Origin of the sequence: Streptomyces sp. TRM68367 (genome assembly GCF_014495685.1) — a bacterium.
Lineage (GTDB): Bacteria > Actinomycetota > Actinomycetes > Streptomycetales > Streptomycetaceae > Streptomyces.
Genome location: NZ_JACTVI010000002.1, coordinates 11,756 through 24,565, shown reverse-complemented (window position 1 = coordinate 24,565; position 12,810 = coordinate 11,756). Strand labels below are relative to the sequence as shown.

Below are 12,810 nucleotides of genomic sequence, written 5' to 3'. Positions count from 1 at the left end.
GCGCCGGCGCCGTTTCCGTGCCTGAGGGGTCCTTGCACGGCACCAGACCACGCGACCTCATCGGGCGCTCATAGCGCAAGAACCCCTTATTCGCTGATGCCGGAGGTCTTCTCGATGAGGCGGGTGAAGACGATGAGCGCTCCGAGAGCGGGCAGGAGGCTGGCCAGCGTCCACAGGATGAAGAAGCCCGCTGCCGCCCCGGCCATCATGCGCACAGGCGTCGGGGCGTCCTCGGGAACACCCGCGAGGATCAGCAGGAAGATGGTGGACAGCACTCCCATGGCGATGATGGTGAAGAACGGCCACAGGTAATTGGTGACGGGCAGGATGCCCGCTTTTCTCGCCTTCCGCAGGAAAGTGTTGTCGCAGGCCCGGGTGATCATCGCCAGGATGGCGAACACGGCCCCGATGATGACGCCCACCATGGAGACGGCGACGCCCAGCACCTCATGCACCGGCAGGTCGTCGTCATGACCGAGCCAGGCTCCCCCCGCGCCGCCGAGAACCGCCCCGACGGGCTCCCCCCACCACCAGCTCCGCAGGCTCACATGCACGACACCGGTGAACTCTTTGAAGTACCTGTCCCCCAGGGTGCGCCCGCTGGGTTCCTCGGGGTGCGAGTCGAAGTCTGCCCGGTTTCTTGTGTCCATCAAAGCCCCACCCACCGGCGGCCGCTCTCACCGAACCGCCCTTGTGCGGCTCAGCCTTGTCGCACCACCCGCCTCACGGGCTGCGTGAGAGGCCGTCATCGTCGCTTCCGCGCCGGTCCGCCTCTCGTGCGGAGGCATACGTACTCATGTCGCGTATCGCGTCGTACAACGAGGCACAGCGCTCATCGGAAGGTCCCGCCACCTGCGGTTCGTCTTCCGCCAACCCGGCAGCCCGTTCGAGATGGGTCAGGGGGATCTTCGGGTCGAAGTCGCGCGTGCCGACACTGCGCTCACCGGCGTCTCGAAGAGAACGATCCATCGCTCATGCCACCTTCCATACGGGTGCCGGACGGCGCACCGGGAATGGGACCGAAACATGCGCTCAACCATATGCCGGAGCCGTATACCAGGCCCGTCATGGTGACATTCGAGTGAAGATCGAGTGAACTTTGGCCGTCGAAGGTGACAGTCGGTGTGTACGCGTCGAGGGCGCCCGTGCGGGCGCCCTCGACGTCACGTCACTGTCGGCCGCCGCCCCCGCCGCTGTTGCCGTTGCCCGGATCCAGTGGGTTCGCCGGTGCGGTCGTCGGGGGCGTCGACGGTTCATCGGTCGTCGGCGGAGTGGTGGGCTCCGCGGAAGGCTCCTCCGTCGTGGGAGTCTCCGTGGGCTCCTTGGTCGTCGGGGTCTCGCTGGGTCCCCTGGTGGTCGGGGCCTCGCTGGGCTCCTGGGTGACCGGGGCCTGCGTCGGAGTGGGCGGAGCCGTCGGCTTGACCGCCGCGCCCTGCGTGGTGTCCAGGTCGAACTTGCTGACGTCGTCCATCACGCCGAAGGTGTAGGCCGCCCAGATCTTCGCCGGGAAGTCACCGCCGTTGATGCGGGGCTTGCCGGCCGCCTCGTGCATCGAGACGTGCGCGAAGGTCTTGGCGTCCTCGCCGAACAGGCCGACCGCGGTGGTCAGGTCGGGTGTGTAGCCGCTGAACCAGGCCGACTTGTTGTCGTCGGAGGTACCCGTCTTGCCGGCGACCTGCTGGCCGTTCCGCTTGGGGTTGTCCCGCACGGAGGCCCGGGCCGTACCGTCGTCGACCACGCCGGTCAGCACCGAGGTGACGGTGTCGGCGGCCTCACGGCTGATGACCTGCTCGCCGACCGGGTCGGGCAGCTGGATCGTGCGGGTGCCGGACTCGGCGGATTTGATGAGCGCCGGGGTGACCTTCTTGCCGTGGTTGGCGAGGGTGGCGTAGACGCCGGCCATCTCCAGGGGGCTCGCACCCATGCTGCCCAGCGTCTGGGCGGGCACCGGCTGCAGGCCCTTGACGTCCATGCCGAGCCGGCCCGCGGTCTTCATCACCTGGGGCATGCCGACATCGACGCCCATCTGCGCGAAGACGGAGTTGACGGAATCGTTCATCGCCGACTGGACGGTGATGGGCCCGTAGTCATGGTCGTCCTCGTTCTCCGGGGCGAACCCGACCTTGGCGCCGTTGTCCACGACCGGGCGCTTGCTCGTGCCGTCGTAGATCGTCTTCGCGGTGATCGGCTCGCCGTCCTGCGTCTCGGCCTTGCCCTCCAGGGCCGCGGCCAGGATCGCCGGCTTGAACGTGGAGGCGGGCTGGTAGTCGGTGCGGGTCGCGTTGTTCGTGTAGTGGTCGAAGTAGTCCACGCCGCCGTACATCGCGACGACCGCGCCCGTCTTGGGATCGACCGAGGCGGCACCCGCCTGGACGTTCGCGTCGACCTTGCGTTTCTTCGGGTCCAGCTTGCTGGTCAGCTGGGTCTTGACGGACCTCTCCAGCTGGGCCTGCTTCTTCTTGTCGATGTTGAGGGTGATGGTCCAGCCGCCGCGGCGGACCAGGTCCTGCGCATCCTTGCTGCTGTCGGCGGCGCCCTCCGCGACGAGTTGCCTCGCCAGCTCCTTGTTCGCGGCGTCCACCAGGTAGCCCTTCTGGCCGTCGAGGCCCGCCGCGGGCTTGGGCTTCCTCGGCTCCGGGAACGTCATGGCGTCGCGGTCGGACTTGCTCAGCCAGCCCTCCTCGACCATGTTGTCCAGGACGTAGTTCCAGCGGGCCTTCACCAGTTTCTTACCGTTTTCCGAAGCGACCGCCCAGTCGTACTGGCTCGGTGCCTGGAGCAGTGCGGCGAGATAGGCGCCCTGCTCGACCGTCAGTTTCTGGGCGTCAATGTCGTAGTAGGCCTGCGCGGCGGCCTGGATGCCGTAGGCGTTGCGGCCGTAGTAGCTGGTGTTGATGTAGCCGGCCAGGATGTAGTCCTTGGACTTCTCCCGGTCCAGCTTCAGCGAGATGACCAGTTCCTTCAGCTTGCGCGTGACGGTCTGTTCCTGGGTCAGGTAGTAGTTCTTGACGTACTGCTGGGTGATCGTCGAACCGCCCTGCGCGCCGCGGCCCCTCAGGGTGTTGAACAGACCGCGCGCGGTGCCCTTGAGGTCGACGCCGGAGTCCTTGAAGAAGGTCTTGTTCTCGGCGGCGACGAAGGTCCGCTGGACCTTCTTGGGCACCTCGGCCAGGCCCACGACCTCGCGGTTGATCTTGCCGTCGCGGGCCATGACCGTGCCGTCGCCGTACTTGTAGATGTTGCTCTGCTTCTTGGCGTCGGGGTTCCCCGCGGGGATGTCGATCATCAGGTACATCGCGACGAAGGCGCCCATGCCGAGCAGACACAGGCCGAAGACCGTGCCGAGGACCTTCTTCCAGGTGAACAGGCGGCGTATGCGGCTCTTCCCGCCGCCCTTGGTGCGACGCCTGGCCGCTTTGCGGGCGGCGGCCCGGCCGCCCGCGGTCGCCGTCGGCGGCCCGGGGACGTCGGCAGACGGCATGCCCGGGACGCTCGCCGACGGCGCTCCGGACGAGCTCGTGGGCGCAGCGCGGCGGCCGCCGCGCTGCCGCGCTCTTCTCTCTTCCGCTCGTCCCATGAGTCCGTTCCGCTCCGATTCTTTCGCCTATGCACATCCGACACACGTGCGCCGCTCAGGTCAGCTCAGAAAGCTAACACCGGCAGTTGCGACGAAGGTCGGCCGATCCAGCTTTTTACGGACGTGACAATCGGCACCCGCTTCAAAAGAACCGACGAACGGGAGAGGCGTGAGGTTGTCCGCACGGGATAATGTGTTATCACTTAGATAGTCTGACGTTAGCAAGCCAGAACGGGGGATCACCATGACCACGCACGACTCCCAGATCGCCGCCGACGTGCCCGACATGCCCGAACCACGCGTACGGGAGTTCCCGGCCCACAGCATCGGCGGCGGGCTGGCCCTGCTGCTCGGCCTGATCGGGCTGCTGGCCGGGGTCGGCATGATCGTCGCCGCCACGGCGGTCTCGGCGGCCGGCGGCAAGGCCGCGCTGATCATCCTCGGCATCCTGATCGCCATCGCCGCCTTCATAGCGATGTGCGGGCTGAACATGGTCGCCCCGGGCCAGGCCCGCGTGGTCCAGCTCTTCGGGCGCTACCGCGGCACCATCCGGCAGGACGGCCTGCGCTGGGTGAACCCGCTCACCTCCCGCACGAAGATCTCGACCCGGGTGCGCAACCACGAGACCGCCGTCCTGAAGGTCAACGACGCCTACGGCAACCCGATCGAGCTCGCCGCGGTCGTGGTGTGGAAGGTCGACGACACCGCGCAGGCCACGTTCGAGGTGGACGACTACGTCGAGTTCGTCTCCACCCAGACCGAGGCGGCCGTACGGCACATCGCCATCGAGTACCCGTACGACGCCCATGAGGAGGAGGGCCTCTCACTGCGCGGCAACGCCGAGGAGATCACCGAGAAGCTCGCGGTCGAGCTGCACGCGCGCGTGGAGGCGGCCGGTGTCCAGATCATCGAGTCGCGCTTCACGCACCTCGCGTACGCGCCCGAGATCGCCTCGGCGATGCTCCAGCGGCAGCAGGCCGGTGCGGTGGTCGCGGCGCGGCGGCAGATCGTGGACGGGGCCGTGGGGATGGTCGAGGCGGCGCTGGCCCGGATCACCCAGCAGGACATCGTGGAGCTGGACGAGGAGCGCAAGGCGGCGATGGTGTCCAACCTGATGGTGGTGCTGTGCGGAGACCGCTCGACGCAGCCGGTCATCAACACCGGGACGCTCTACCAGTGACGGTTCCCTCCGGGGGTTCGGGCCCCAAAGGCCGGCCGCAGCGCAAGCAGGTGCTGCTGCGGCTGGACCCGTCGGTGTACGAGGCGTTGGCCCGGTGGGCCTCGGACGATCTGCGCTCGGCCAATGCCCAGATCGAGTTCCTGCTGCGGAAGGCGTTGGCCGACGCGGGGCGGTTGCCGCGCGACACCGGGCCGTTGCCGCGCCGGGGCCGGCCACCCGGAGGCTCAGCCCCCAGACCCCCGTCGGCCTGAACGGCCGCGTCCCCAAACGCCGGACGCGCTTTATTGTCCGACGTCAGCCGTAGCGGGACCGTGACAATCGGGCCCCACCTGCGCGCCCTTACCGCCCGCCACGTTCTACACACTCCGCGTATACACCCGGCGTATACATGGTGTGTAGAGTCCTTCTTTGGCGACAAGGGCATCCGGGGGCGGCAGCTGGAGCCGGAGGGGCCGCGGGCGCCGCTGCCGCCGGGGGTGGAGAAGTTCCCCGCGAAGGGCGAGATGGTGGTCTCCGCCGCGCTGAGGGAGCTGCTGGAGTCGGACTCGGGCAAGCTGCTGCGCGAACGGCTGCCGGACCGGATCACCGGCACGATCGGTGAGCGCGGGCTGATCGGTTCGGCCGAACTCGCCTTCTACCGGGGCGGCCAGGGCCTCGCCGACCAGGTCGGCCAGGGCCGGGTGGCCCGGATCGACCATTTCGGAAACCAGGACCCGGCCTCCGATCCCATGGATCCCGTACTGATCCTGCTGATCCTGGTCGTCTTCGTCGCCCTGCTGATGCCGGTCGCCGTGTTCATCGCCGCGGCCGTGCGGTTCGGCGGCGAGCGGCGCGACCGGCGGCTCGCGGCGCTCCGGCTGGTGGGCTCCGACAGCCGGATGACCCGCCGGATCGCGGCCGGCGAAGCTCTCGCGGGCGCGGCGCTCGGGCTGGTCCTCGGCGCCGGGTTCTTCCTGATCGGACGTCAGATCGCGGGCTCGGTCGAGATCTACGACGTCAGCGTGTTCCCGAGCTATCTCAACCCCTCGCCCGACGCTGGCCCTGCTGGTGGCGCTCGCGGTGCCCGCAGCGGCCGTACTGGTCACGCTGTTCGCGCTGCGCGGGGTGGTGATCGAGCCGCTGGGCGTCGTACGGACGGCGAAGCCCGCGCGGCGCCGGCTGTGGTGGCGGCTGCTGCTGCCGCTGGGCGGAATCGCCCTGCTCTATCCGATGGTCGGCAACGGCCGGGACAACGGGAACTTCAACCAGTGCCTGGTGGTCGGCGGCGTCATGCTGCTGCTGGTCGGCGTGACGGCGCTGCTGCCGTGGGTGGTGGAGACGGTCGTCGCCCGGCTCGGCTCCGGCAGCGTGTCCTGGCAACTGGCCGTTCGCCGACTCCAGTTGAGCAGCGGTACGGCGGCCCGGATGGTCAACGGCATCGCGGTGGCCGTGGCCGGGGCGATCGCGCTGCAGATGCTGTTCTCCGGGGTGGCGGGCGACTACACCAAGCGCTCGTCCCACGACGTCGCGCGGGCGCAGATGCAGGTGCACCTGCCGCACGGGCTCGAACTCGCCCCGACCGCCGCCCGGTTCCGTGACACCGAGGGCGTACGCCAGGTCACGTCCCTGTCCGACGGCTATGTCGGCGAGCGCGGCGGGGACGGCATCGCCCAGCTCACCGTCGGGGGCTGTGCGGCGCTGCGGGAGGTGGCCACGCTGCCGTCCTGCCGCGACGGCGACAGCTTCGTCCTCCGGGGCGGGGACTACCAGGGGGACACCGGCGGGATGGCCCGGCCCGGCCGTACGCTCTACGCCGACCCGGCAAACATCGACCGGCCCGGTGACCCGCTGGTCCCCTGGACCGTGCCGCGGGAGCTGCTGCAGGCCCAGCCGCGCGAGGACCCGTCCGGGGTGAAGCGGAGCGGCTTCCTGCTGACCCCGAGCGCGCTGCCCGAGCAGCTCGTGCCGTTCATGACCGGAAAGCTGTACATCGGCCTCGACGAGTCCGTGCCGGACGCACGCGACCACGTGCGCAACACGGCGGCGGCGGTCGACCCGACCCTCCAGCCCATGACCTGGCGGTCCACCGAGCGGACCAACCGGTTCGACACCATCCGCACCGGCCTGTTCGTCGGCGCCGCGTGCGTGCTGGCGCTGATCGGCGCGAGCCTGCTGGTCTCGCAGCTGGAGCAGCTGCGCGAGCGCAGGAGGCTGCTGTCGTCCCTGGTCGCCTTCGGCACCCGGCGGCGCACACTCGGCCTGTCGGTGCTGTGGCAGACGGCGGTCCCGATCGCCCTCGGCCTGCTGCTGGCCTCGGTGGTGGGCCTCACCCTGGGCGCGGTCCTGCTGGGCATGTCGGGCACGGACGTGACCGTGGACTGGGCGAGCGTCCTGGCGATGACCGGCATCGGCGCGGCGGTGGTCCTCGCGGTGACCGCACTGAGCCTGCCGCCGCTGCTGCGGATGATGCGGCCGGACGGGTTGCGCACGGAGTAGGGGCGGGACCGGAGGCATCCCGCGGCGTTTCCCCGCCGGGCGGGGGCCGCAAGACTCCCCGGGCGGGGGACCTGAAGCTCGACCTGGGTTCGGTGATCGGCAACTCCGAACTGCCGGCGCACCAGCTGTGCGGCCACGGGTACGGCACCCTGCCGAGTAGGCATCCGTGTTGTGCCGCGGGCCTCGCTCACCCCTGGGCGGGGCCCGCCGCGTTGTCGTCGCCGTCCCCGGGGGCTGCGCCCCCGGGCCCTCCTTCGGCCTGAACGGCCTTGTCCTCAGGTGCCGGACGGGCTGGTTGTCGCTGAGCGGCGTCTCTCCGCACCAGTTGCTCGTGCGAGAAGGCCCGCAGATAGCTCGCCACCGTGTTCGTCACCGCCACCAGCGGTACGGCCACCACCGCGCCGCCGATGCCCGCCACCATGCCGCCCGCGGCGACCGACAGCACGACCGCCAGCGGGTGGACCCGTACCGCACGGCCCAGGATGAACGGCTGCAGGATGTGGCCCTCGATCTGCTGCACGGCCAGCACCACGGCCAGGGTCATGACCGCGGTGAACACACCCTGCGTCACCAGGGCCACCACCACGGCCAGCACGCCGGAGGCCACCGCACCGACCAGCGGGATGAAGGAGAACAGGAAGATGAACACGGCCAGCGGCACGGCCATGGGGACGTCGAGGAAGTAGATGCCGATGCCGATGAAGACGGCGTCGATCAGGGCCACCACCACCGTGCCGCGCACATACGCCGTCAGCGTGGCCCAGGCCCGCGGCCCCGCGCCCGCGACGCCCGGCCGGGCCGCCTGCGGCACCAGCTTCAGCGTCCACTGCCAGATGCGCTTGCCGTCGTAGAGCAGGAACAGCGTCGAGAAGGCGGCCAGCAGGAGGCCGGTCAGCGTCTCGACGACGACCGTGACGCCCTCAAGCCCCGCCGAGGTGATCTCGTCGGTGTTGGCGCCGACCGCGTCCCGCAGGTTCTCCGCGATCTCGTTGATCTGCTTGTCGGTGACGTGGAAGGGGCTGTTGAGCAGCCAGTTGCGCAGTTCGTCGATGCCGTCCTGGATCTGGTCGGAGAGGTTGTCGATGTTCTCCATGACCTGCCAGGTCACGAACCAGCCCAGCAGGCCGATGACGACGAATCCGAGGATCGCGGTCAGCGCGGTGGCGACTCCCCACGGCACCCCGCGCTGCTTCAGCCACGCCACCGTGGGCTGCAACAGCGCGGTGAGCAGCAGCGCGATCACGAACGCGAGGACGACCAGCTGTACGGCGCTGATGACCCGCATGAGGACCCACAGCGTGCCCGCGAGGACCAGCAGCCGCCAGCCGGCCTCGGCGGCGACGCGCACCCCCCACGGCACGGCCTGCGCGGGATCGGGCCGGGCCGGGAAGGCGGGCGGGTGGTCAGGGGGCGGCGGGACCTGGCCGGCGGGCGGCCCCGACGGGGGCGGCGGCGGTGGGGGCGGCAGGTGCTGCGCGGACTCGTCCTCCTCCCGCTCCATCTCGGCACGGCGGCGGTTCAACCGCTCACTCATCTCGGTCAGTCCCGCGCCGAGCCGACCGAGCCACCCTGGCACTCGCGACATGATCCGTCCTCTTCCCCCGTCTCTCCCCACCACTCCCCCCTGGAGTCGTCCCGTCAGACCGTACAGGGCGAAAGCCCCCCACCGTAGGACGGTGAGGGGCTGCGCAGGGTTGAGAACGGCACCCGGCGGCGGGGCCCCCGGGGGACGGCTCAGTACCAGCTGTTGGCCTGCCAGAAGTCCCATGCCTCGCAGGGGCTGCCGTAACGGCTGTTCATGTAGTTGAGGCCCCACTCGATCTGTGTGGCGGGGTTGGTCCGCCAGTCGGAGCCGGCGGACTCCATCTTGGAGCCGGGCAGCGCCTGGAACATGCCGTAGGCGCCGGAGGAGGGGTTGACCGCCTGGTAGTTCCAGTCGGACTCGTGGTCCACGATGTTGCTGAAGCACTGGAACTGGCCGCTGGGCACCATCTGGCGGGCCATCGCCTGGATCTGGGCGATGGAGTAGCTGCTGGCGACGGGGAAGTCGGACGAATCGCGGTTCGCCTTCGCCTTCTCCTCCGCAGCCCGCTTCCGGGCCTCCTCGGCGGCCTTCGCGGCCTTCGCGGCCTTCGCGGCAGCTTCCTTCTTATCGATCGCGGTCTGGGCAGCCGCCTTGCGGGCCGCCGCCTCGGCGTCCCTCTTGGCGCTCACGTCGGCGGCGATGGCCTGCGCGTCGGCCTGCTGCGTGAGGGACGCGAGCTGCACCTGGGCCTGCTGACCCGCAGGTATGTCCGCGAGAAGCGTCGAATCGGCTGCCGTCGTCTCGGCGTCGGTGTTGTTCTGCGCGGCGCTGCCCGAGGCAACGCCGACGACGCTTCCGACAGCGGTGACCGCCGTGGCCGAGGCCACTGCGAATCCCCGGACCGAAATCGGACTCACACGGTTTCCTTCCAGCACCGCCCGCCTCGGTGACCCTGGCGGACGCAATCTTGCCCCTGACACTGGCCTCCCCAACTGCGGGGTCACGGAAGGCGCGGGCCCGGCGGGCAACTCCCGCGAGGGAAGCGCCGCATGGTGCTCGGGCGGCATACGACGGTCGGTATGGAGTTGGCGGTGGTGCTCAAGTGGTGCTGTACCGCTGGGGGCACAGGTGTGTCGTATGCGGGGCCTGACAGGAACGAGACTCTGCCGCACGCGGACGCCGCAAGGCAATTCCGTGTTGCGTGTGAAAGCTCACACCTCGTTTGCCCCGGGCGTTTTACGGAAAGCCACACACGCCGAGGCGCCGCCCGGCTAGGCTCTACGCCTTGCTCGGACGGCGCCAACTGGTGCGTAACCGACCTCTTCTGGGCCCTTTGGTCCTCAGCCCCTGGATCCGCTCAGATCTGACCGTCCTCCAGCATTTCGGTCACAAGCGCCGCGATCCGGGACCTCTCGGACCGTGTGAGCGTGACGTGCGCGAACAGCGGATGCCCCTTCAGCTTCTCGACGACGGCGACGACACCGTCGTAGCGGCCGACCCTGAGGTTGTCCCGCTGGGCCACGTCGTGGGTGAGAACCACCCGTGAATTTGCCCCGATCCGGGACAGAACGGTGAGAAGAACGTTCCGTTCCAGCGACTGCGCCTCGTCCACGATCACGAACGCGTCGTGCAGGGAGCGGCCGCGGATGTGGGTGAGCGGGAGCACCTCCAGCATCCCGCGCGCGGTGACCTCCTCGATGACCTCGCGGGACGTGACCGCCGACAGCGTGTCGAACACCGCCTGCGCCCAGGGGCTCATCTTCTCGGCCTCGGTGCCGGGCAGATAGCCCAGCTCCTGCCCGCCCACCGCGTACAGCGGACGGAAGACCATCACCTTCTGGTGCTGCCGGCGCTCCAGCACCGCCTCGAGGCCCGCGCACAGCGCCAGCGCCGACTTGCCGGTGCCGGCCCGGCCGCCCATCGACACGATGCCGACGTCCTGGTCGAGCAGCAGGTCGAGCGCGATCCGCTGTTCGGCACTGCGGCCCTTGATGCCGAACGCCTCCCGGTCGCCACGCACCAGGCGGATATTGCCCTCCGGGCTGACGCGGCCCAGCGCCTTGCCGCGCTCGGACTGGATCGTCAGGCCGGTGTGCACGGGCAGGTCGGCCGCCTGGGGCACGTCGATGTGCCCCTCTTCGAAGAGGATGTCCACCTGCTCGCCGGGCAGGGTGAGTTCGGACATTCCGGTCCAGCCGGAGTTCTCCGTGATGGCGAGTTCGGCGCGGTACTCCTCGGCGAGGAGGCCCACGGACGACGCCTTGATCCTGAGCGGCAGGTCCTTCGACACGACGGTGACGTCGAACCCCTCGGCCTGCAGGTTGCGGGCCACCGCGAGGATGCGGGAGTCGTTGTCGCCCAGGCGGTAGCCGCTGGGCAGCACGCTGGGGTCCGAGTGGTTGAGCTCGACACGCACGGTCCCGCCGAGATCCCCGATCGGGAGGGGGGCGTCCAGGCGGCCGTATTTCACCCGGTAGTCGTCGAGCAGGCGCAGCGCCTGCCGGGCGAAGAAGCCGAGTTCGGGATGGTGCCGCTTGGCCTCGAGCTCCGTGACCACGACGACCGGAAGCACGACCTCGTGCTCGTCGAAGCGGCTCAGGGCGTTCGGGTCGGCCAGCAGGACGCTGGTGTCGAGAACATAGGTGCGCCGGTCGGGCTTGTGGCGCTTTGTGCTGGTCACCACGGAGAGACGTACCCCCTCGGATGAGGTCGGGGAGCGACGGAGTGGAGCTGGACCGGTCGTCGGCCGCGATGCACGGGCCGGTGACCGGCCCTCCGCCTGGTCTTCCGTGCCATGACCGCACGGTCGGGCTGGTGCAAAGGGCCTCCCGGGCGGACGGCCCCTGCGCCGCCCGCTGAGATCCGACACCCGGGGTTCGGGCGTCGACCTGACTGGCTTATGCCCTCGAACATGCGCTGCCATGCCGACCCGTCGGGCGGCGCGCCGGTGAACTCCTTGTTACTTTCGTATCGGAGTGCGTGACGCGAGGGGTGCGCAGGTACGCCCGGGGTGACGGGCGGAGGTGCGCCCGTGGTGCGCAGACGGTACGGCGGTCAGCCGCCGAAGCGGCGGTGCCGGGCCGCGTAGTCGCGCAGCGCGCGCAGGAAGTCGACCTTGCGGAAGGCCGGCCAGAAGACTTCGCAGAAGTAGTACTCGGAGTGCGCGGTCTGCCAGAGCATGAACCCGGACAGGCGCTGCTCGCCGCTGGTGCGGATCACCAGGTCCGGGTCGGGCTGGGCGCCGGTGTAGAGGTGGCGTCCGATCATGTCGACGTCGACGGTCTCGGCGAGGTCCTCCATCGCGACGCCCTTGTCGTGGGCGTCGAGGAGCATCGAGCGGACCGCGTCGGCGATCTCCTGGCGGCCGCCGTAGCCGATGGCGACGTTGACGAGTATCCCGTCGACGTGCGCCGTGGTCTCCTGGGCCCCCTTGAGGGTGCGCTGCATCCCCGGCGGCAGCAGGTCGAGATTGCCGACGTGGTGCACGCGCCAGCGGCCGTCGCCGGCGAGGGTGCGGACGACGTCCTCGATGATCCCGAGGAGCGGGCCGAGTTCCTCCTGCGGCCGGTCGAAGTTGTCCGTGGACAGCAGCCAGAGGGTGACGACCTCGACGTCCGTCTCGGTGCACCAGCCGAGGAACTCCTCGATCTTGCTCGCGCCGGCCCGGTGACCGTCGGCGGTGCTGGAACCCGCGGCCTTCGCCCAGCGCCGGTTGCCGTCCATGATGACGCCGATGTGCTTGGGCACCTGAGCGTGGTCCAGGTGGCCTTCCACCCGGCGTGCGTACAGCCTGACCAGCAGGCTGCGCAGCTTGTCGCGCAGGTTCACGTGATTGTCAGCCCCTCCGTACGGATCGGACAGGCGCGGTGGGCGGCCCGGTCGTGGCCACGGCGGTCCCTGTCCGTATGGCAGTCCCCGGGGGCGAAGCCTACCCCCGGCGGAGAGCCGTGCCGCCAACGGGTGCCGGGCGGGTGGTGCCGAGGCCGGGGGTTCCGGGTCCGGCATGTCCCGGCCCGGGACGGTCTCGCCCGTTCGGCGGGGGCCCCGAAAGGG

8 protein-coding genes and 1 pseudogene are annotated in these 12,810 nt (G+C 69.8%); 3 read left to right on the top strand and 6 right to left on the bottom strand.

Going from position 1 to position 12,810, the window contains the following annotated elements; all coding sequences use genetic code 11:
* Nucleotides 1-86 precede the first annotated feature (86 nt).
* Complete coding sequence (locus H8R17_RS01415; RefSeq protein WP_187821238.1) at nucleotides 87-650, bottom strand: hypothetical protein; 564 nt, start codon at nucleotides 648-650, stop codon at nucleotides 87-89.
* A gap of 518 nt (nucleotides 651-1,168) precedes the next feature.
* Nucleotides 1,169-3,577, bottom strand: a complete 2,409-nt coding sequence (locus H8R17_RS01410; protein WP_187821237.1) for a transglycosylase domain-containing protein — start codon at nucleotides 3,575-3,577, stop codon at nucleotides 1,169-1,171.
* 244 nt (nucleotides 3,578-3,821) lie between these two features.
* Between H8R17_RS01410 and H8R17_RS01405 the strand changes: the two genes are divergently transcribed.
* From H8R17_RS01405 to H8R17_RS01395, 3 genes and pseudogenes are all read left to right on the top strand, one after another.
* Nucleotides 3,822-4,757 carry an SPFH domain-containing protein gene (locus H8R17_RS01405; RefSeq protein WP_187821236.1) on the top strand — a complete coding sequence of 312 codons (936 nt, stop codon included), beginning with the start codon at nucleotides 3,822-3,824 and terminating at the stop codon, nucleotides 4,755-4,757.
* On the top strand, nucleotides 4,754-5,008 hold the full coding sequence (locus tag H8R17_RS45540; protein WP_316959272.1) for a hypothetical protein: 255 nt from the start codon (nucleotides 4,754-4,756) through the stop codon (nucleotides 5,006-5,008). Before H8R17_RS01405 ends, H8R17_RS45540 begins: the two co-directional genes overlap by 4 nt.
* Nucleotides 5,009-5,164: 156 nt before the next feature.
* Nucleotides 5,165-7,232: pseudogene (locus H8R17_RS01395) on the top strand (ABC transporter permease); the annotation flags it as partial.
* Between the two features lie 187 nt (nucleotides 7,233-7,419).
* Here the strand turns inward: H8R17_RS01395 and H8R17_RS01390 are convergent.
* The 4 genes from H8R17_RS01390 to H8R17_RS01375 form a co-directional block, all read right to left on the bottom strand.
* On the bottom strand, nucleotides 7,420-8,817 hold the full coding sequence (locus H8R17_RS01390) for an AI-2E family transporter (protein ID WP_187821234.1): 1,398 nt from the start codon (nucleotides 8,815-8,817) through the stop codon (nucleotides 7,420-7,422).
* Between the two features lie 149 nt (nucleotides 8,818-8,966).
* Nucleotides 8,967-9,674, bottom strand: coding sequence for a transglycosylase SLT domain-containing protein (locus H8R17_RS01385; RefSeq protein ID WP_187821233.1), 708 nt, complete (start codon nucleotides 9,672-9,674; stop codon nucleotides 8,967-8,969).
* A gap of 440 nt (nucleotides 9,675-10,114) precedes the next feature.
* On the bottom strand, nucleotides 10,115-11,440 hold the full coding sequence (locus tag H8R17_RS01380; protein ID WP_187821232.1) for a PhoH family protein: 1,326 nt from the start codon (nucleotides 11,438-11,440) through the stop codon (nucleotides 10,115-10,117).
* Between the two features lie 371 nt (nucleotides 11,441-11,811).
* The gene (locus H8R17_RS01375) at nucleotides 11,812-12,585 is read right to left on the bottom strand and encodes an isoprenyl transferase (RefSeq protein ID WP_187821231.1); all 774 of its coding nucleotides are present in this window, start codon (nucleotides 12,583-12,585) and stop codon (nucleotides 11,812-11,814) included.
* Nucleotides 12,586-12,810 lie beyond the last annotated feature (225 nt).

What these genes read in the sequence shown, in the direction of transcription:
- H8R17_RS01390 (WP_187821234.1), bottom strand. Translation starts at nt 8,817, where the DNA reads ATGTCGCGAGTGCCAGGGTGGCTCGGTCGGCTCGGCGCGGGACTGACC.
- H8R17_RS01415 (WP_187821238.1), bottom strand. Translation starts at nt 650, where the DNA reads ATGGACACAAGAAACCGGGCAGACTTCGACTCGCACCCCGAGGAACCC.
- H8R17_RS01405 (WP_187821236.1), top strand. Translation starts at nt 3,822, where the DNA reads ATGACCACGCACGACTCCCAGATCGCCGCCGACGTGCCCGACATGCCC.
- H8R17_RS01410 (WP_187821237.1), bottom strand. Translation starts at nt 3,577, where the DNA reads ATGGGACGAGCGGAAGAGAGAAGAGCGCGGCAGCGCGGCGGCCGCCGC.